This is a genomic window from Azospirillum endophyticum (assembly GCF_016595245.1).
In the GTDB taxonomy this organism is placed as follows: domain Bacteria; phylum Pseudomonadota; class Alphaproteobacteria; order Azospirillales; family Azospirillaceae; genus Azospirillum; species Azospirillum endophyticum.
In genome coordinates this window covers 15,984-34,336 of sequence record NZ_JAENHM010000046.1, presented here as the reverse complement: position 1 = coordinate 34,336, position 18,353 = coordinate 15,984, and the positions used below count along the sequence as shown (strand labels likewise).

General features: G+C 66.6%; 15 protein-coding genes. 8 read left to right on the top strand and 7 right to left on the bottom strand.

Annotated elements, in window-relative coordinates; genetic code table 11:
* Positions 1 to 16: 16 nt before the first annotated feature.
* Together JHL17_RS15600 and JHL17_RS15595 are read right to left on the bottom strand one after the other, a co-directional pair.
* A complete protein-coding gene (locus tag JHL17_RS15600; RefSeq protein WP_200194451.1) occupies positions 17 to 442 on the bottom strand; it encodes an Lrp/AsnC family transcriptional regulator in 426 nt (141 codons plus the stop codon).
* Between the two features lie 167 nt (positions 443 to 609).
* The gene (locus JHL17_RS15595; RefSeq protein WP_211113432.1) at positions 610 to 1,095 is read right to left on the bottom strand and encodes an acyl-CoA thioesterase; all 486 of its coding nucleotides are present in this window, start codon (positions 1,093 to 1,095) and stop codon (positions 610 to 612) included.
* A 417-nt stretch (positions 1,096 to 1,512) separates the two neighbouring features.
* Between JHL17_RS15595 and JHL17_RS15590 the strand changes: the two genes are divergently transcribed.
* The 3 genes from JHL17_RS15590 to JHL17_RS15580 all read left to right on the top strand — a co-directional run bounded on the left by JHL17_RS15590 (position 1,513) and on the right by JHL17_RS15580 (position 5,785).
* Positions 1,513 to 3,777, top strand: a complete 2,265-nt coding sequence (locus tag JHL17_RS15590) for a carbohydrate-binding domain-containing protein (RefSeq protein WP_200194450.1) — start codon at positions 1,513 to 1,515, stop codon at positions 3,775 to 3,777.
* Positions 3,778 to 4,085: 308 nt separating this feature from the next.
* A complete protein-coding gene (locus JHL17_RS15585) occupies positions 4,086 to 4,280 on the top strand; it encodes a hypothetical protein (RefSeq protein WP_200194449.1) in 195 nt (64 codons plus the stop codon).
* 134 nt (positions 4,281 to 4,414) lie between these two features.
* Positions 4,415 to 5,785: a chloride channel protein gene (locus tag JHL17_RS15580; protein ID WP_200194448.1), complete on the top strand. Its 1,371-nt coding sequence runs from the start codon at positions 4,415 to 4,417 to the stop codon at positions 5,783 to 5,785.
* A gap of 210 nt (positions 5,786 to 5,995) precedes the next feature.
* Here JHL17_RS15580 and JHL17_RS15575 read toward each other — a convergent pair whose 3' ends face one another.
* The 3 genes from JHL17_RS15575 to gcvA form a co-directional block, all read right to left on the bottom strand.
* Positions 5,996 to 6,964, bottom strand: a complete 969-nt coding sequence (locus tag JHL17_RS15575) for an aldo/keto reductase (RefSeq protein WP_200194447.1) — start codon at positions 6,962 to 6,964, stop codon at positions 5,996 to 5,998.
* A 27-nt stretch (positions 6,965 to 6,991) separates the two neighbouring features.
* A complete protein-coding gene (locus tag JHL17_RS15570) occupies positions 6,992 to 8,215 on the bottom strand; it encodes an MFS transporter (protein WP_200194446.1) in 1,224 nt (407 codons plus the stop codon).
* A 126-nt stretch (positions 8,216 to 8,341) separates the two neighbouring features.
* A complete protein-coding gene (gene gcvA / locus JHL17_RS15565; protein WP_200194444.1) occupies positions 8,342 to 9,226 on the bottom strand; it encodes a transcriptional regulator GcvA in 885 nt (294 codons plus the stop codon).
* 111 nt (positions 9,227 to 9,337) lie between these two features.
* Here gcvA and JHL17_RS15560 point away from each other — a divergent pair, with 111 nt between their 5' ends.
* Positions 9,338 to 10,090, top strand: a complete 753-nt coding sequence (locus JHL17_RS15560) for a TSUP family transporter (protein WP_200194443.1) — start codon at positions 9,338 to 9,340, stop codon at positions 10,088 to 10,090.
* 809 nt (positions 10,091 to 10,899) lie between these two features.
* On the top strand, positions 10,900 to 12,213 hold the full coding sequence (locus JHL17_RS15555; RefSeq protein ID WP_247893571.1) for a replication initiation protein: 1,314 nt from the start codon (positions 10,900 to 10,902) through the stop codon (positions 12,211 to 12,213).
* A gap of 34 nt (positions 12,214 to 12,247) precedes the next feature.
* Here JHL17_RS15555 and JHL17_RS15550 read toward each other — a convergent pair whose 3' ends face one another.
* Positions 12,248 to 13,123: a LysR family transcriptional regulator gene (locus JHL17_RS15550; protein WP_200194441.1), complete on the bottom strand. Its 876-nt coding sequence runs from the start codon at positions 13,121 to 13,123 to the stop codon at positions 12,248 to 12,250.
* A 95-nt stretch (positions 13,124 to 13,218) separates the two neighbouring features.
* On the opposite strand from JHL17_RS15550, the gene JHL17_RS15545 reads away from it, so the two are divergent.
* Positions 13,219 to 13,626, top strand: a complete 408-nt coding sequence (locus JHL17_RS15545; protein WP_200194440.1) for a tautomerase family protein — start codon at positions 13,219 to 13,221, stop codon at positions 13,624 to 13,626.
* 450 nt (positions 13,627 to 14,076) lie between these two features.
* Here the strand turns inward: JHL17_RS15545 and JHL17_RS15540 are convergent, their stop codons facing one another.
* Positions 14,077 to 15,384: an MFS transporter gene (locus JHL17_RS15540; protein WP_200194439.1), complete on the bottom strand. Its 1,308-nt coding sequence runs from the start codon at positions 15,382 to 15,384 to the stop codon at positions 14,077 to 14,079.
* Positions 15,385 to 15,700: 316 nt separating this feature from the next.
* On the opposite strand from JHL17_RS15540, the gene mhpA reads away from it, so the two are divergent.
* Both mhpA and JHL17_RS15530 read left to right on the top strand, forming a co-directional pair.
* Positions 15,701 to 17,191 (top strand): bifunctional 3-(3-hydroxy-phenyl)propionate/3-hydroxycinnamic acid hydroxylase MhpA, encoded by a 1,491-nt coding sequence (gene mhpA, locus JHL17_RS15535; protein ID WP_200194437.1) that lies wholly within the window; start codon positions 15,701 to 15,703, stop codon positions 17,189 to 17,191.
* Entirely contained in the window at positions 17,188 to 18,318 is a 1,131-nt protein-coding gene (locus JHL17_RS15530) for an alpha/beta hydrolase family protein (protein WP_200194436.1), read from the top strand. The genes mhpA and JHL17_RS15530 overlap by 4 nt, the downstream gene beginning before the upstream one ends.
* Positions 18,319 to 18,353 lie beyond the last annotated feature (35 nt).

The window sequence follows — 18,353 nt, the reverse complement described above, 5'->3', positions numbered from 1 at the left end:
ACGGGAGGAAGGGCTCCTACCGTTCCATCTTCGTCGACAGCACGATGGACGACATCGTCCGCTCCACCCCGGGCAGGCGGCCGATGGCGTCGAGTGCGGTGTCCATCGCGTCATGGGTCTCGGTGCCGACGGTGGCGCACAGGTCGTACTGGCCGCTGATGCTGTGCAGCCGGATCACCTCCGGCATCTTGCGCAGGGCGTGGACGGCGCGGTCGGCCAGCTTGGCGTTCACGCTGATCATCACCAGGGCCGACACCCCGCGCCGCGGCGCCGGATCGCCCAGCTTCACCGTATAGCCGGAAATCACGCCCTGCCGCTCCAGCCGGGCGATGCGGTCCTGCACGGTCGACCGCGATAGCCCCAGCGCCCGGCCCAGCGCCGCCGTGCTGGTGCGCGCGTTCACCGTCAACAGGTCGATCAGCCGGCGGTCGAGCTCGTCCATGGAGATCCGTCACAAAGGCGGGGGCGCCCAGAGTCCCCTCTCCCCCCCGGGGAGAGGGTTAGGGTGAGGGGGGAGCATAGCGAAGATCTCGGGATAGCCACGCAGTGCATCCCCCTCACCCCGGCCCTCTCCCCGGGGGGAGAGGGGGGAAATAGGCCCAGCCCCCTCTACCCCTCGCAGCCCGCCTGGTAGCGCTGCATGGCGGCGCGGATGTCGTCCGGGATCGGCACGGCGGCGAAATCGTCGAGCGAGGTGGTGACCACCGTCAGGCTGCCCGACAGCCGGACCTGCCCCTCGTGCTCGCCGTTGATGCGCAGCTTGAGGGAACTGCGGCCCAGCCGTTCCAGCAGGACGCCCAGCGTCAGCGTGTCGCCCATGCGGCTGGGGATGACGAAGTCGCATTCGGCATGCACGATCGGCAGGCCGAGGCGGCGCTGCAGGATCATCGTCGCATAGTCGATGTCCAGACCCTGGGTGAACCAGTCCTCCACCGCCCCGTTGAACATGTCGAAATAGACCGGGAAATAGACGATGCCGGCCGGGTCGCAGTGGGAAAAGCGAATGGGCCGCTGCACCCGGAAACAGCCCGCCGGCAGGGGCCGGTGGCTGGGTTGGTCGACGGCGCGGCGCGTCCGCTCGCTGTACTCGTGCATCTCTCGGTCAATCCTTGTTCCGCCTCGGCATCGGACATATGGGGGCCATATGGGTCTCCGCTACCTTGCGGTCGCCGCGTCTCGTTTCGGCGGCAAACAGTTGTGGCTATTCCAAACAATCCGGGAAAAGCACCTTTCGTTCAACGGCTTCCTTCATCAATAGGGGAAATCCGCAAGTTTCGTAGCGGTGGCTGTTGCGGAAATGCTGCACTGCAATCAAGACAACGACGCAAACCGCCGCCGCTCCCGACTGCCCGCAATTTGTCGCAGATTCGGCGCTTTTAAGGGAAAACATCACACAAAGATCCCGCCGTCCCCCGCCATCCTCCGCCGGCATCCGGGTTCAGGCCCAAAACGGACATCAGGCCCGACAGCCGGCCAAGGCTGACGGGCACATCAGGCGAGGACACCGAACCGATGGCCACTTCCGCTACCAAGATCGTCGTGAACGCCCTGGGCAAGGCCGCAGGCGGCGTGAACGCCCATTTCGTCCTGCTGGTCGACGGCCAGAAGGTGGGCGAGGGCACCGCCGGCACGACGGCGAAGGATTTCGTCTTCACGCCCGTGCTGACCAGCGACGTCGCACACAAGGTGCAGATCAAGTACGACAACGACGCCGTCATCAACGGCCAGGACCGCAGCCTGACCGTCAACAGCATCAGCATCGGCGGCAAGACGATCGCGCCGACCGCCGGCATCGTCAGCTACGACAAGGGCGCGCTCGACGGCAAGGACGTCGCCGCCGGCCAGTCGAACCTGTGGTGGAACGGCACGCTGGTCGTCAATGCCGACAAGAGCTATTTCCCCGTCGCCACGCCGGCGGCAAGCACGGGGACCAAGGACACCATCGTCGTGAACGCCTCCGGCACCCCGGCGGGCGGCGTCAACGCCCATTTCAAGGTGCTGGTCGACGGCAAGCAGATCGGCGAGGGCACCGCCGGCACCGCCGCCAAGGATTTCAGCTTCACCACCGACGCCGCCGACCGCGTGGCGCACAAGGTGCAGGTCCAGTACGACAACGACGCGATGATCAACGGCCAGGACCGCAGCCTGACCGTCAACAGCATCTCGATCAACGGCCACAAATATGCCTCGACCGACAACGCCGTCACCTATGACAAGGGCGCGCTCGACGGCAAGGACGTGATCGCCGGCCAGAAGGGCATGTGGTGGAACGGCACGCTGGTGGTGAACGCCCCGGCCTCCGATTTCCCGGCCGGCACCACCACCACGCCCACGACGCCGACGACGCCGACCACCCCCACCACCCCCACCACCCCGACCAACCCCACCCCGACCGGTCCGGCCTTCTACGTCGCCACCAACGGCAAGGACAGCTGGTCGGGCAAGCTGGCCGCCCCCAACGCCGACGGCACCGACGGCCCCTTCGCCTCGCTGCAGAAGGCGCAACAGGCGATGCGCGCCGACCCCAACATCGACACCACCTATATCCGCGGCGGCGACTACCGCCAGAACGGCCTGTGGCTGGACGGCCAGGACTCAGGCGTGCACTTCGTCGGCTACGGCAGCGAGAAGGCGGTGATCCACGGCGGTTCCAACGCCACGGTGTCCTTCGGCCTCGGCGGCGCCAAGAACGTCACCATCGAAGGCCTGTCCTTCGCCGACGGCGTCGTGGGCGGCCACTATGTCTACGCCGACAACGCCGCCGGGCTGACCTTCGCCAACAACGTCGTCAAGGGCGGCGGCTACGGCATCACGGTGCAGAACAGCGCCAACAGCAAGGTCACCGGCAACCAGTTCGACAACACCGGCGCCGAGTCCATCTTCGTCAAGGCCGGCTCCAACGCCACCATCGTGTCCGACAACCTGATCCGCCACCCGAACGCCGCCGACCGCGGCGATGCCGGCATCTGGATCAACGGCAGCTCCGACGTCAAGGTCACCCACAACCAGATCGAAAACTCGCCGGAGAAGGCCATCGCCGTCGGCTCGGTCCAGACCGACGGCAGCGACGCGTCCTACCGGGTGACCATCGCCAACAACAAGGTGATCGACGCCAACCTCGAATCGAACGACGGCGGCGGCATCTACCTGATCAACCGCCAGCAGACCCTGACCGACCACGTCGTCGTCAACAACGACGTGTCCGGCACCACCGCGACCAACCCGTCGAGCAGCGTGGCGAGCTGGGGCATCTACCTCGACGACTGGACCAGCGGCGCCACGGTGAAGGGCAACGTCGTCCACGACAACATCGGCGGCGTCTTCCTGCATGGCGGCTGGAACAACACGGTCACCGAGAACGTCATCGCCGGCAACAGCGGCGCCCAGATCGGCCTCCAGCAGGACGTCGCCTGGAGCGGCTGGAAGGGCCATCTGATGAACGGCAACGACATTTCCGGCAACGTCATCGACGTGCGCGAGGGCACCGCCGTCCACATCTACGGCCCGGCCAATGTCGGCAACCTCCACAACAACTTCTACAGCAAGCTCAACGCGTCCCAGGACATGTTCGACGTCTGGCCGCAGGTGCTGGCCGGCGGCGGCAAGGGCCATCTGGCCGAATGGCAGGCCGCCGGGTACGACAAGGGATCGGTGATGCTGGACCCCGGCTTCGTCAATCCCGGTGCGGACGACTTCAGCCTGTCGTCGAACTCGCCGGTCTATGGCATGGGCTTCGACCACATCGCCTACACCGACATCGGCCTGCTGCACGGCTGATCCCCGCTCTCCCATCGGCTGCCGGTTCTAGAACCTGCGGCCGATGATGGTCCGGCTGGAACCTTGGGGTGAACAGGACGTTATCGCTTTCGAAAAGTCGTCCGATCCGACACCGGGCGTATCTTGAAGTGAAGACGAACCACCCCAACCTGTCAGTCGTCATGCCGCCCCAGCCTTCAGAAAAGGAACGCGGGCGTCATCCTGAGAAACACATCGGATGACCCGCCCGCGACGCAGCTTCTGCAAGGGCGGCATGCCTCAGCTCTGCCCGGCATTCGGCCGGCGGCCGGCCATTATAAGAGGAAGCCATGGATCGTCGTGAATTCTGGATGAAGGACCCGGAGTTGAAGGCCGCCTACGAGGCGCTCGGCCCCAATTTCCGCCGCGAGGTCGAGCAGGCGCAGAAGCGCCGCAGCCAGCAGACCCTGCAAGGCGCCGCCATCGCTTCGCGCGGCAACCGCTCCGCCTCGAAGCCCCAGACGGTCAGCGTCGTCCGCCGCTGACGCCACTTTCCACGCGTGATCTGCCCCGTTGGGCCTGCTCTGCGTGACCGTGGCTGGATCCGAGGAGAACAACGGACCTAAACTCGGCCTCCCGCCGTTTCATTCGGTCTTTTCCCCCGCTTCCGGCCCCTCCGATGCCTTCTGCCAATCGTCCGCCCCAAACGCTGCCGCACCGGCTGCGCCGCCCCCGCCATGTCTGGATGTCTCCCAGGAACTGGCGTCGGCGCCTGCTGTTCTGGTCCGGTGCCGGTGTGGTCGGGCTGGTCGCCGTCCTGTTCGCGCGCGCCGCGGATTACGCCCAGCAGATCTTTCGGCTGGCGGAGTCGGCCTCGCCCTGGCTGCCCTTCCTGCTGACCCCGCTGGGACTGGCCTTTTCGGCCTGGGTGGCGCTGCGGGTGGTGCCGGGATCGCAGGGCAGCGGCATTCCCCAGGCCATCGCTGCCCGCCACGTCCAGGACCCGGCGGCCAAACGCCGGCTGTTGTCGCCGCGCATCGCCGTCGGCAAGATCCTGCTGACCCTGGTCGGGCTTGCCTGCGGCGCCTCCATCGGGCGCGAAGGGCCGACGGTGCAGGTCGGCGCCTCGATCATGCTGATGGCCGGCTCCATCGCCGGGCTGGGGCGCGAGCCGGGGCTGATCCTGGCCGGCGGGGCGGCCGGCGTCGCCGCGGCCTTCAACACGCCGTTGGCCGGCATCGTCTTCGCCATCGAGGAGATGGCCCGCAGCTTCGAGCGGCGAACCAGCGGCCTCGTGCTGGTCGCCGTGGTGGCGGCCGGTCTGGTCGCCGTGGCATTGCTCGGCAACTACGCCTATTTCGGCCATACCGCCGCCTCGGCCAGCTGGCACGACTGGAAGGCGGTGGTGGCGACCGGCATCGTCGGCGGGCTGGCCGGCGGTGGGTTCAGCAGCCTGCTGCTGTGGCTGTCGCGCTGGATCCGCCGCGGCTTGGACGGGCGGCTGGCCCGCCATCCGGTTCTCGTCGCGCTGGGCTGCGGCCTCGCCCTGGCGGTGATCGGCACGGCCACCGGCGGCCTGACCTTCGGCACCGGCTACGAGCAGGCCCGCGCCGTGCTGGACGGGGTGGAGACGCTACCCTGGTACTACGCCCCGGCGAAGCTGCTGGCGACCGCTCTATCGGGCATCTGCGGCATTCCCGGCGGCATCTTCTCGCCCTCGCTGTCGGTGGGGGCGGGCATCGGCTCCATCATCGGCGGGCTGTTGCCGGATACCTCGCTGGAAGCGGTGGTGCTGCTGTCGATGGTCGCCTATTTCGCCGGGGTGGTGCAGGCGCCGCTGACCGCCGTCGTCATCGTCACGGAGATGAGCGCATCTCCCGAGATGCTGCTGCCGCTGATGCTGAGCGCCGCGCTCGCCACCACCCTGTCCCGGCTGGTCTGCCCGCACTCGGTCTACCACGCCATGGCCGACGCCTTCCTGGCGGTGCTGAGGGCCGACGAGGCCGGCAAGCCGGCCTCGTCCAAGGCAGCGGCGATCCCCTCGCCCTGAGCGCAGGGGCTGTCGGATAAGGCGACAATCGCCCTCTCCCGCCCCGGGAGAGGGAGGGGACCCGCCAAAGGCGGGGAGGGTGAGGGGTGATCCAAGCATTCCGAACCGCATGGCTTCGTGCCCAACCCCTCACCCTTCCCACCGCTCCGCGGCGGGCCCCTTCCCTCTCCCGGGGCGGGAGAGGGAGCCACATTGCGACGGCTCTGCGCCTCAGTAGGCGCTGGCCCCATCCAGCCGCCCGATGTCGTCGGCATCGAGCCGCAGCCGGGCCGCCGCGATCAGGTCACCCATCTGCTCCGGCTTCGACGCGCTGACGATCGGCGCCGTCAGGCCCGGCCGCGCGATCAGCCAGGCGAGCGCCACCTGCGCCGGGGTCGCGCCATGCCGGCCGGCGACCTCGTCGAGCGCCGCCAGGATCGCCCGGCCGCGCTCGTTCAGGTATTTCGACACCGCCCCGCCGCCGCGCGCGCTCTTGTCGGCATCCTCGGCCGAGCGGTATTTGCCGGTCAGGAAACCGGCGGCCAGCGAGTAATAGCTGATGACGCCCAGCCCGTTCTCCCGGCACAGCCCCTCCAGCTCCGCCTCGTAGCCCTCGCGGCTGTAGAGGTTGTATTCCGGCTGCAGCGTCTCGTAGCGGGGCAGGCCGGTGCGGGCGCTGACCTCCAGCGCCTCGCGCAGGCGGGGTGCCGTCAGGTTGGAGGCGCCGATCGCCCGGACCTTGCCCTGGTCGATCAGGTCCTTGTAGGCGCCCAGCGTGTCCTCGAACGGCGTCGCCGGATCGTCCCAATGCGACTGGTAGAGGTCGATGCGGTCGGTCTGGAGACGCTTGAGCGACTCCTCCACCGCGCTGCGGATCCAGGCCGGCGACAGCCCCTTCTTCCCCGGCCCCATCTCCGACCCGACCTTGGTCGCGAGCACGATGCGGTCGCGGTTGCCGCGGCTCTTCATCCAGTTGCCGAGGACGGTCTCGGACTCACCGCCCTTGTTGCCGGGCGCCCAGGCCGAATAGACGTCGGCGGTGTCGACGAAGTTGAAGCCGGCATCGACGAAGGCGTCGAGCAGCCGGAAGGAAGTGGCCTCGTCGGCGGTCCAGCCGAACACGTTGCCGCCGAAGCAGAGCGGGGACACCGTCAGGCCACTACGACCCAATGGGCGTTGGTTGGGCGGGCGTTGATCCATTGCATCGTCTCCTTTGAAGGTCACTGCTCAGGCGGCGGGCCGCCCGCGGAATTCGGTCAGGTAGAACAGCAGGCCGATGGCCGGGAAGGCGAAGCCGATCCAGGTCACCGGCGCCCAGCCGCCGACGGCGAAGGCATAGCCGGCCAGCGCCGAGCCGGCGGCTCCGCCCAGGAAGAAGATCGCCATATAGATGGCGTTCATCCGGCTGCGAGTCTCCGCCCCCAGCGAGTAGATGGCGCGCTGCCCCAGCACCATGTTCATCTGCACGCCCATGTCGAGCAGCAGCCCGGCCAGCACCAGCAGCGCGATCGATCCCTCGCCTGCCCGCGCCACGAAGAAGGACAAGGCCGCCATCGCCAGCGCGAAGCCGGTGGCCGGCCGGGTCCAGCCGCGATCGGCGATCTGCCCGGCGATCGGCGCCACCAGCGCGCCCGCCGCACCGGACAGGGCGAACAGCGCGATGCCGCGCTGGCTGAGATGGAAGGGCGCCCCCGCCAGCAGCAGCGGGACGGAGGTCCAATAGAGGCTGAAGGCGGCGAACATCATGGTCTGGTAGACGGTCCGCCGCTGCAGAACCGGAGTCCGCACCAGCAGCCGTCCGAGCGAGCCGAGCAGGGCGCCATAGCTGGATTGCCCCGTCGGCCGCCGCTGCGGCAGCACCCGCCACAGCAGGACGGCGAAGCCGACCATCACCACTGCCGACAGGCCGAACACCGCCCGCCAGCCCAGGCTGTCGGCGATCAGGCTCGACACCGGGCGGGCCAGCAGGATGCCGAGCAGCAGGCCGCTCATCACAGTGCCCACCACCTGCCCGCGCGAGGCCTCCGGCGCCATGTGGGCGGCCAGCGGCACCAGCATCTGCACGGCGACCGAGGTGACGCCGATCAGGAAGGATGCCATCAGGAACAGCGAGGCGGTCGGGGCGACGGCCGCCACCAGCAGGGCCGCCACCGTGCTGGACAGGGTCACCACCACCAGCCGCCGGTTCTCCAGCAGGTCGCCCAGCGGCACCAGCAGGATCAGCCCGGCGCCATAGCCGATCTGGGTCAGGGTGACGACGAGGCTGGCGGTTTCCGGCGACAGCCCGACCGCCGGACCGATCAGCCCGACCAGCGGCTGGGCATAATAGATGTTGGCGACCACCACGCCGCAGGCCAGCGCCATCAGCAGGATGAGCGAGCGGGAGAGGGCCGGGTGGGCGGCGTCCTCGGCCGGCAGGGGAGCAGGATGGGGAGCAGCGGTGGGCGGCATCGCGCGGTCCTGTGAAGTCATGACGATTTGAAACGGGGACAGAACAGCGCGCAGCCTATGTCGGCACCCGCCACGCCCGCATCGGTCAATTGCGCCGCCCGGCCATGCAGGAACGAGACGGGACGATCACTCCAACGCAGCGGACAGCGCGTGGAGCCAGTCGCGGAAGGGAGTCAGCCCGGCATCCTCCCGGCGGGAGGCGCGGGAGACCAGATACCAGGAATGGGCCATCGGCACCGCCAGTCGGAACGGCGTGGCGAGACGCCCGGCGGCGAGGTCGTCCAGACTGTAGAACCGCGGCGCCAGCGCCACCCCGACGCCGTCGATGGCGGCCTGCAGCGCCATGGCGTAGCTGCCGAAGGACAGTCCTCCCTTCGCCGCCAGATCCGCCGATCCGGCGGCGGCCAGCCAGCGCGGCCAGTCCTCCCCCCAGTGGGAGACGTGCAGCAGGGTGGCGCCGGCCAGATCCGCCGGCCGGTGCAGTTCCGCCGCCAGCCTCGGCGCGCAGACCGGCTGCAGGCTGGAGGAGAACAGCCGTTCCGCCTCATAGCCCGGCCATTGGCCGTCGCCGAGCAGGACGGCGCAGGTCCAGTCGTCGTTCATCGGCGCCCCCGCCCCGCCGGTGGCGATCCGGACCTCGATCTCCGGATGGGCAAGATGGAAGCTGGACAGGCGCGGGATCAGCCAGCGCACCGCCACCGTCGCCCCCATCCCCACCGTCAGCACCGGCCCGGCCCGCATCGCCGACACCTGCTCCACCCGGCGGGCGATGCTGTCGAACGCCTCGGTCAGCGCCGGCCGGAGCGCCCGGCCGCGGTCGGTCAGCGTCAGCGCGTTGGCCCGGCGGTCGAACAGGGCGAAGCCCAGCCGCTCCTCCAGCAGCTTGACCATCCGGCTGACGGCGGCCTGGGAAACGTGCAGCTCCGCTGCCGCCGCGGTGAAGCTGCCATGGCGGGCCGCCGCCTCGAAGGCGCGCAGACCGTTCAGGGAGGGCAGGCGGCGCGTGCTCATCCTTACGTGACCCCAAGTTTTCCTGGGGCTGAGCATCGAACAATGCCGTTTGCGGCGCAACCGTCGGCATGAGACTTCTTCGGCCTGATTTCCATGATTCCGGGCTCGTTCATGCTGACGCTTCCGCTGATGGTGGGGCTTGGCCTCACCGTGCTGGTGACCTCGTTTCTCTCGGGCCTGTTCGGCATGGCCGGCGGCATGGTGCTGATGGGCCTGCTGCTGATCCTGCTGCCGGTGCCGTCGGCCATGCTGCTGCATGGCGTGACGCAGTTCGCGTCCAACGGCTGGCGGGCATGGCTGTGGCGGCGCCATGTCGTCTGGCCGATCATCCTGCGATTCGCGCTGGGCGGATCGGCGGCCGGCCTGCTGTTCGCCCTGGTCGGCGCCGTACCGGACCGGGCGGTGTCGCTGCTGATTCTGGGACTGACCCCTTTCCTTGCCCTGGCCATCCCCGCCCGCTGGGCGCTGAACGCGCAGAAGCCGCTCCACGGCGTGCTGGGCGGCTTCCTGTGCATGGGCGTCCAGCTGGTCGCCGGCATCTCCGGCCCTTTGCTCGATACCTTCTTCATCCGCAGCGCCATGACCCGGCAGAGCGTGGTCGCCACCAAGGCGGCCATCCAGTCGGTCGGCCATCTGGTGAAGATCGCTTACTTCGCCCCGCTGGTGGCCGGCAGTGCCGACGAGACGGTGGAATCGACGGTGATCCTGATGTCGATCGCCATGGCCCTGCTGGGTACGAATCTCTCCCGCCGGGTTCTCGACCGCATGAGTGACGCCCAGTTCCGCCTGTGGAGCCGCTATCTGGTGATGGGAACCGCCAGCGTCTATCTGGGCCAAGGGCTGTTCCTGCTGGCGGCACACTGAAAAGAAAACATTTGAAAACAATCTATTAGCTGTTTCCTCTTCTCTTTCCTTACTTCTTGGGGGCCAGATCCCGGCCGGTCGCAGCCGACAAGCCCGCTTTCCGATCCTTACGGCTCGGGGGCGGGCTTCCTTACATCCTGGGGGCCTGTAAGCCCTTGTGACTCCCCACGTGACCCGAGAATCGACCGAGGTGATCCGTCGAACACCCGAATCCTTACCTCCTGGGGGCCAGGAGCCGGCTGTAAGTGCCCCCAAGCCGTAAGGATGGCGCTTGCTCATGGAGCTCCGAACGGCAAAAATGGCCGAGCGCCCCCAGGGAGTAAGGATGGCGCGCATCTCTGGATGGGGCTTTCGAGAATCGAGTCGAGCCGATTCAGCCCGAATCTGGATCCGCAAGGATGTCGGGCCGCCTCTCCGGGCGAGATTCGCACTTAGGAAGCCTTGCCAGATCCGGCACTTAGCGGTCGCTTGCGACTCCCTTTCCCTTTTAAGAGGATTCGTCGGCGCGAATCCCCAGGAGAGTCCGCGAGTCGCATCGAATCTTCCTTACAGCATGGGGGAAACAGCCTTACCGGGCGGGGGCGAGTCGCACACCCCCCGGGGCGTAAGGGTTCCGCCCCCAGGATGTAAGGATGAAAAGGATTCTGTGGCGCGACCCTTTCCTTACTTGTTTTTCTGGTAAGGATTGATTTAGCCTCCCTCGATTTCGGCGGAGGACGGTGATGGCGGGGACGGGGCGCAGGAAGGCGCGCGGCGCGGTGGCGGAGGAGTCCGTCCCGTCGGACGCGGCTGCGCCCATGAGGCCGGCGATGACGGCTGAATCGGCGAAGGCCGGATCCGGTCTGGTCGTGCTGGGGCCGGAGGATCTGGCCGGCGGCGCGGTGATCGACGGCGACAGCGCCGTGGCCACGCTTCCGGCGGTCAGTCCGGATGCCGCGGCCCCGGTCGCCGGCCTGACCGCCCGCGTCGCCAGCGCCACCTTCGAGCGCGACGGCTACAAGCATCTGATCAAGGCGGCGGAGGCGGTCTACAGCTATCCGGCCAACGGCACCCGCCTGTCGCTGCCGGCGCAGAAGATGCTGAACTTCATGATCCATCTGGCCGGCAGCCAGAATTTCGCCAACAAGCTCTACCGGATGCCCAAACGCGTGGTGCGCGGCAACCACAAGGGCAACGAGCGCATCTTCGACGCCCTGAAGGAAATCTTCGATTCCAGCCTGGTGGTCATCGGCCCGTTCCGCGGCCGCCGGTCGCGCGCCGAACTGCGCATCCTCTCCAGCTATGTCCGGCCGGAGGAGGAGGAGGACAGCGACGCCGCCGACATCCATTTCCAGTTCACCGACGCTTTCCTGGAAATCCAGCGGTCGTCGCAGTTGTGGGCCAAGCTGTCCGGCCCGGCGATGGTCAAGGTCACCAGCACCTACGCGCTGAAGCTCTACGAGATCGGCATGCAGCGCTACCAGATGGACTATCCGTCGCTGGAGTTGGACATCGACACGCTGCGCAAGCTGATGAACGTGCCGGAGGGCGCCTACAAGGATTTCGGCATCCTGCGCACCCGCACCATCGACCGCGCCATGGCCGAGGTGAACCAGCTGGCTCCCTTCCGCGTCAGCATGCCGGAAGACAAGATGAAGCGGAAAGGCCGCAAGATCGAGGCGGTGACCCTCGATTTCCTCGCCAAGGACGAGGAGGAGGCGGCCGAGACCTTCCTGGAGCGCGAGCGCCACAGCGCCGGCCGCCGCGCCCGGCGCATCGGCAAGGTCGACACCGTCGCCCCCGCCGATCCGGTGGAAGCCGGCCTTGCCGACCTTGGCCCGCTGCCCGACGCCGACGACGTGACGGCTCTGTGGGCCGCCGTCCTGCACGCCTTGAAGGGCAAGGTCCCCGCCCCTCTGCTGGCCGAGCTGGAGCCGGACCGGGTGGAGGAAGCCCCGCAGGGCGGCCGCCGCCTCGTGCTGAAGGCCAGGAACGCCGCCGTCGCCGACACCGCCCGCATGAACCACTGGCCGAGCCTGAAATCGGCCCTGTCCTCGCTCACCGCCGGGATGATCGAGGACGTGGCCTTCGAGGTGCCGGCCCGCAAGGCGAAGGCGGCGAAGGCAGCCTCCCCCGAGACGTAAGGATCGGGGCCGTGCACGCGGTCGAACCGCGCTCCTAGGGCCTGCGGCTGTCCTGATCGGCCGCCACTTTGAGCCATTTTACGAAATGCTCCGTCTTCGGCCTTCCTGGCCGAAACACCTGCACGGCATAGACATAGTCGCTGTCCACGAACCCGAAGGGCGCGCGCAGTCGACCGCAGGCCACGTCGTCGGCGACCAGATGCCAGGGAGCGATGGCGATGCCGAGACTGTTCAGCGCGGCCTCGATGGTCATGTGGTAATGGTCGAAAATCCGCGTCGTCCCACTGTCGCCATGTCCCCCGGTCCCTGTCAGGCGTGCCCATTCGCGCCAGGCATCGGGCCGTGTCCGTGTCTCCAGCCGGGGCAGCGCGAGAATATCGGGATGGTCTTCGGCTGCGAGGGACGGTGCCACGACCAACCCCAGCTTTTCGCGGAAGAGCAGCGAACTGTTTTCCGGAAGACCGGCTTCCCGAGGCAGAACCATGATCTGCACGTCGATGTGGCTGCGCGGGTGCCGGTCATCGGTTGCGAGGCGCACGTCGTAGCGGGGGTGCTTGGCGGTAAAGCCGTGGAGGCGTGGAATCAGCCAGCGCATGGCGAAGGTGCTGAGGCAGGCGACGTCCAGAACGGCATGGTCGCCGCGCCCTATGATGCGAAGCGCGTCCTCGATCTGATCGAAGGCCGCGGTCAGGGCGAAGCCGAACACCTGTCCCTCCGCGGTGAGCTTCGGACGGTTTCGCGCCCCTTCGAACAGCTCCGTGCCGACGAAGGCCTCAAGATGGCTGACATGGCGGCTGACCGCTCCATGGGTCACCCCGAGTTCTTCGGCGGCTGACGACAGCTGGCCGTGCCGTGCGGCGGCCTCGAAGGCCCTGAGCGCGGCGATCGGCAGGGTCTTGCGGCTTCTCATCGTGATCTTGGCTCACATAAAAACGGCTGATCCGTCAATATGTAAGGCAGGCCGGGAATGTTAGATCAAGCGTCATCGAAACGATGGGGTCAATCATGCCGTTTGTCAGGACAGCCCTTCCCAAAGGGACGGAACACTCGCAAAAGCTGCGGATCGTACAGGGGATTCATGACGCCCTGGTCGAAGCCATCGGAATGCCGAAGGATGAGCTGTTCAATCTGGTTTCCGACTATGGAGACGGCGAGTTCTTCTATGACCGGAGCTTCAACGGCATCGCGCGCTCTGACAAGCTGATCGTCGTGGAAATCACAATGCGCAGGGGCCGGAGCGATGCCATGAAGCGCGCGCTCTATGCCGCCATTGCCCGAAACCTGGAAGCCGCGGCGGCGGTGTCGCCCAAGGACGTGTTCATTTTCATGCACGAAAATGACTATTCGGACTGGAGCGTCGGAAATGGCGTGTTCGCGATGGCGCTGGGCCAGCAGCGGGGGACGGACGGCTAAGGGCCCGTCCATCATGGCCCGGTTCTTTTTCGGTCCGTCGTCCCCGTGAAGGAGTCTGTGAAGAAATCGGTGACTCGCTGAGAGAAGCCCCAAGTTCGAACCACGTGGCGTTGGATCGCATCGTGCGCGTTCCTCGGCCGTCATTCCCGCGAAGGAGCCTGTGAAGAAATCGAATTTATATGAGAAAGCCCTGATCTGGCAGGCGTGCACATCTCCCACTTGTCATCCCCGCGGAGGCGGGGAACCAGGATTTCCAATACAAGCGCTTGTAAAGGCTGGATTCCCGCCTCCGCGGGAATGACGGCCGAGGAACGCGCACGATGCGATCCAACGCCACGTGGTTCGAACTTGGGGCTTCTCTCAGCAAGTCACCGATTTCTTCACAGGCTCCTTCGCGGGGATGACTGGTTTCCTTAAGGAACATGATCTTCACTCGCGCTGACGTCACGCTCAAGCGGTCACGTCGGCGGCAGGTTTCTGAACCACGAGCAGGGGCTTGGCGACGGAGATCCTGACCAGAATGGCGGAGAGGAGGATGCCGGCCGCCGCCAGGTACATGCCCGCGGTAAAGTTGCCGGACAGATCCTTCAGATAGCCCGTGATGGTCGGGCTCAGGAAGCTGCCGAGAAGACCGACGCAGGTGACGAGCCCGATCCCGGCCGGCCGCGCCTCGACCGTCATGACATTGATCGGAATGGTCCAGAACACCACCAGGGAAGCGAAGAGGCCGACCAGCGCCAATGCGATCCCGGCCAGCATCACGCCGGCCGACGCGGAGCCGTATCCGCAAAGTACCCAGCCGAGGGCCGAGACCGTGGCGGCGATAAGAAGGTGGTTCAGGCGCTCACCTCTGCGGTCCGACCGCTTGCCCCAGAACACCATTGCGACCGCAGCCAGCAGATTGGGAATGGCGACGGCAAAGGCGATCTCCGTCGAGGACAGCTTGAGCTGTCCCAGCAGCAGCGGGAACCAGGGCTGGGCGCCCAAGGCGAAGTTCATCAGGAAATAGGCCAGGGCAAGCGCCCAGACCAACGGATTCTTCACGGCCAAGCTCAGCGCGGCCTTGACCGGAACATGCGAGGCCTCCTTTCGGCTCGCCGTCAGTGCCTCGATGCGCCCCTTTTCGGACTCGGTCAGCCACCGGGCATCGGCCGGGCGGTCGTCCAGGCACCCCAGGGCGATGAAGCCCAGGATTACGGGAGGCAGACCCTCAAGGATGAAGATCCATTGCCAGCCGGCGAAACCCAGCACACCGTCCAGCTTCAAGATGGCCCCCGATATGAGCGCCGTGGTGAAACCGGCGACCGGAACCATGAGGAGAAGCCAAGAATTGAAGGAACCGAGCCGTTTGGCGGATACCCAGTAGCTGGCGTACAGCATCACGCCGGGAATGAATCCCGCCTCGGCGACGCCCAGCAGGAAGCGGAGGCTCAGGAAGGAGGTCGTCCCGGTCGCAAAGGCCATCAAGGCCGCCACCAGGCCCCAGCTGATCATGATGCGTGAGATCCAGTATCGGGCGCCGACGCGCGCCAGAACCATGTTGCTCGGCACCTCGAACAGCATATAGCCGAGGAAAAAGATGCCTGCCCCCAGTCCGAACGTGGCGGCGTCGATCCCGAGGGCGGGATTCATGGTCGGTGCGGCAAAGCTGATGTTGATGCGGTCCATGAAGGCGAACAACATTCCTGGCATCAGGATCCAGAGCAGGCGCCGGGCTACTTTCCGCTCCACGACGGTTGGCGCTTCGAAGTCGGACATCTCTTCCTCCCTATTGGGCATCATTTCATCCCTTCCGTATTGCAGGAAAGGGGGTGGAAGGCGGCTGCGGGGGATTCAAGGGCCATATGGACGCCGCGGTCCGCTCGGCAGGCCGGCAGCGTGTGACGTGGGCCTTTCCCTCTTGTCTTGGATTTCCCGGCATTCCGCCGAAGGCCCTCCGCACCCAACCTGTTCCTGACAATCTCATATCCTGATATTTTTGCAAGACAATAAGCGATTGAACTTGCGATATGCACGACTGAGTATCATAAAGAGAGAAATTCCTAATCGATGATCTGCGGGGAGGGCAGGCTTGATGCCGCAAACATACGACATCGCGATCGTGGGGTATGGCCCGGTGGGGGCGACCTTGGCCAATCTGCTCGGACCGTCCGGCCTATCAATCTGTGTGATCGAACGTGATCCGGAGCAATTCGCACTCCCCCGGGCCGGTCATTTCGACGATGAGGTCATGCGGGTCTGGCAGACCGCCGGAGTGTGCGACGAGATCGCCGCCACGGTTCGCGTCAATCCCGGGATGCGGTTCGTCAATGCGGGTGGGGCGCTTCTCGTCGACTGGCCGCGGCCTGCCGGAGAGGGGATGCAGGCGTGGAGCACCAGCTATCGTTTCCATCAACCCTATGTCGAGCATGTGCTCCGGCGTGGGGTCGAACGCTTCGGAACGGTCGATGTTCGCCTCGGCACGGAGGTGGTCTCCGCCGAGGACCAGGGCGATCAGGTTCGCCTAGAGGTCCGGTCATCGTCCGGCGGCAGTGAAAGTCTCCAGGCGTCCTACGTCGTCGGGTGCGATGGAGGACGGTCGACGATCCGCCGGGCCATGGGTGTGGGATCGATCGATCTCGGCTCGCACGAAAAATGGCTGGTGGTCGACCTGGAACTGGAAACGGAACGCGAGGATCTCGGAGACTTCACCATCCAGTATTGCGATCCTTTGCGGCCGACGACCTATATCCGCATGGTTGGGAATCGCCGGCGCTGGGAATTCATGCTCATGCCGGGCGACGACCCGGCACAGATCGCGCAGCCCGAGCATGTCTGGCGCCTTCTGGAGCGGTGGATCGGCCCCTCGGAGGCTCGGATCGAGCGGGCGGTGGTCTACACCTTCCATGCCATCGTCGCTGAACGGTGGCGGAAAGGGCGCCTGCTGCTCGCCGGCGACGCAGCCCACCAGACGCCGCCCTTCCTCGGTCAGGGCATGTGCGCCGGCATTCGCGACGTCTCCAACCTCGCCTGGAAGCTGTCCTCCGTCGTTCGGGGGGAGGCACCCGACAGCCTGCTGGACAGTTACGAACAGGAGCGTGCGCCCCACGTCAGGCATTACATCGACCTTGCCATCCGTCTCGGTGGAATCCTGCAAACGACGGATGCCACACGGGCCGAGGAGCGCGACCGGATGCTGGGGACCGCTCCCGAGCGCCTCATCTCGGAAAAGCCGCGGCTTGGCCCGAGCGCCCTCACCGTGGGAGAACGTCCCGTCGGTGTCCTGTCCGAGCAGGTTCGGGCGGCCGATGGCCGTCGCTTCGACGATCTGGTCGGGTACCGCTTCGCCGTTCTGGTAAGCCAGTCCTTCATGAAGGAATTGCCCGTCTCGACGATCGGCGCTCTTGCCAGGAGCAACGTTGCCGTCGTGCAGGATTGTGGCGAGGGTTATCTGCTGCGCCTTGGAGCGAAGGCGGTCGTTCTGCGGCCGGACCGCTACATCCTGGGCACCGCCAACGGCATTGCCGAAATCGAGGCGCTGCTCCCGCGGATTCCGTGTCCGTCAACGGCGGAGCAGGCGGCATGACCATCAGCTATATCCAGCGCGAGATGGGCGCGCCGCCCATGCCGCCTGAAGCCGTCGGCGATGAGGACCGGAAGGCGCTTGCCGCCGCAACCCGCGCCCTGCCGCTGCAGCGGTTGGTCGGGAACGGGATGGACTACGCCGATGCGGTGGCGCTCCATCGCATGGCGGATGCCGGCATTCCCTGGATCACGGCGACGACCTTCCTCGGCGAGGCGAACCTCACTCGGGCGCGGCGCGCCGAATCCGCTGGCAGCGGTCGGAGCGCACGGGATCACTACCGTCATGCCGCGGCCTGTTTCCGGTTCGGTCAGTCGACCCTGTATTTCGACGACGCCGAGAAGAAAGCCTTGTACAGCAGGGCGTTGGACGCCTTTGCCGAAGGCGCCAGGCTCGATGACCCGGTGACCGAGAAGATCGGCCTGCAGGTCGGCGGCGCCACGGTCGGCGGCTGGCTGATGCGCCCCGCCGGGACCACGGCCGGTCCGGTCGTCATGATCTTCGGCGGGGCCGACGGATGGCGCGAGGAGTATCACTCGGGCGCCCGTTACCTTGTCGAACGCGGCATCGGCGCCTTCCTGGTCGATGGACTTGGCCAGGGCGAAACCCGCATCCTGGGAAACCACCATCTGGCCGCCCCTCCGGAGGAAACCTTCGCCGGGGTTGCCGACGCCTTGGTTTCACGGTCGTTCGCGACCAGTGTCGGCATCTGGGGCAACAGTCTCGGTGGAAACTTCGCCGCCCGGACGGCAAGCATCCATGGCGGCATCGCAGCCTGCTGCGTCAACGGCGGGGCGGCCGAGCCGATCGAGGTGCTCGACCGCTTCCCCAAATTCATCGACCGCATCTGCGCGATGATGGGGCAGAGGGACCATGAGCCGGCGCGCGCTCTGATGACGGCTCTCGCCATCGATCGCGGTTGCCGGGCGATCCGGTGCCCGCTGCTCGTCATCCATGGCGGACAGGATCCCATCTTCGGTGTCCCGAACGCCCTGTCGATTTACGAGAAAGCCTCGTCCCCGGACAAGACCGCGGTCGTCTGGGACGATGGCGACCACTGCATCTACAACCATTCCCACGAGAAGCACAGCCTGATCGCCGACTGGTTCGTCAAACGGATGTCGGCTTAGTCGCGCGGCGTGATCTCCAACCGATAGGAAACTCT

What these genes read in the sequence shown, in the direction of transcription:
- JHL17_RS15600 (WP_200194451.1), bottom strand. Translation starts at nt 442, where the DNA reads ATGGACGAGCTCGACCGCCGGCTGATCGACCTGTTGACGGTGAACGCG.
- JHL17_RS15595 (WP_211113432.1), bottom strand. Translation starts at nt 1,095, where the DNA reads ATGCACGAGTACAGCGAGCGGACGCGCCGCGCCGTCGACCAACCCAGC.
- JHL17_RS15590 (WP_200194450.1), top strand. Translation starts at nt 1,513, where the DNA reads ATGGCCACTTCCGCTACCAAGATCGTCGTGAACGCCCTGGGCAAGGCC.
- JHL17_RS15585 (WP_200194449.1), top strand. Translation starts at nt 4,086, where the DNA reads ATGGATCGTCGTGAATTCTGGATGAAGGACCCGGAGTTGAAGGCCGCC.
- JHL17_RS15580 (WP_200194448.1), top strand. Translation starts at nt 4,415, where the DNA reads ATGCCTTCTGCCAATCGTCCGCCCCAAACGCTGCCGCACCGGCTGCGC.
- JHL17_RS15575 (WP_200194447.1), bottom strand. Translation starts at nt 6,964, where the DNA reads ATGGATCAACGCCCGCCCAACCAACGCCCATTGGGTCGTAGTGGCCTG.
- JHL17_RS15570 (WP_200194446.1), bottom strand. Translation starts at nt 8,215, where the DNA reads ATGCCGCCCACCGCTGCTCCCCATCCTGCTCCCCTGCCGGCCGAGGAC.
- gcvA (WP_200194444.1), bottom strand. Translation starts at nt 9,226, where the DNA reads ATGAGCACGCGCCGCCTGCCCTCCCTGAACGGTCTGCGCGCCTTCGAG.
- JHL17_RS15560 (WP_200194443.1), top strand. Translation starts at nt 9,338, where the DNA reads ATGCTGACGCTTCCGCTGATGGTGGGGCTTGGCCTCACCGTGCTGGTG.
- JHL17_RS15555 (WP_247893571.1), top strand. Translation starts at nt 10,900, where the DNA reads ATGACGGCTGAATCGGCGAAGGCCGGATCCGGTCTGGTCGTGCTGGGG.
- JHL17_RS15550 (WP_200194441.1), bottom strand. Translation starts at nt 13,123, where the DNA reads ATGAGAAGCCGCAAGACCCTGCCGATCGCCGCGCTCAGGGCCTTCGAG.
- JHL17_RS15545 (WP_200194440.1), top strand. Translation starts at nt 13,219, where the DNA reads ATGCCGTTTGTCAGGACAGCCCTTCCCAAAGGGACGGAACACTCGCAA.
- JHL17_RS15540 (WP_200194439.1), bottom strand. Translation starts at nt 15,384, where the DNA reads ATGTCCGACTTCGAAGCGCCAACCGTCGTGGAGCGGAAAGTAGCCCGG.
- mhpA (WP_200194437.1), top strand. Translation starts at nt 15,701, where the DNA reads ATGCCGCAAACATACGACATCGCGATCGTGGGGTATGGCCCGGTGGGG.
- JHL17_RS15530 (WP_200194436.1), top strand. Translation starts at nt 17,188, where the DNA reads ATGACCATCAGCTATATCCAGCGCGAGATGGGCGCGCCGCCCATGCCG.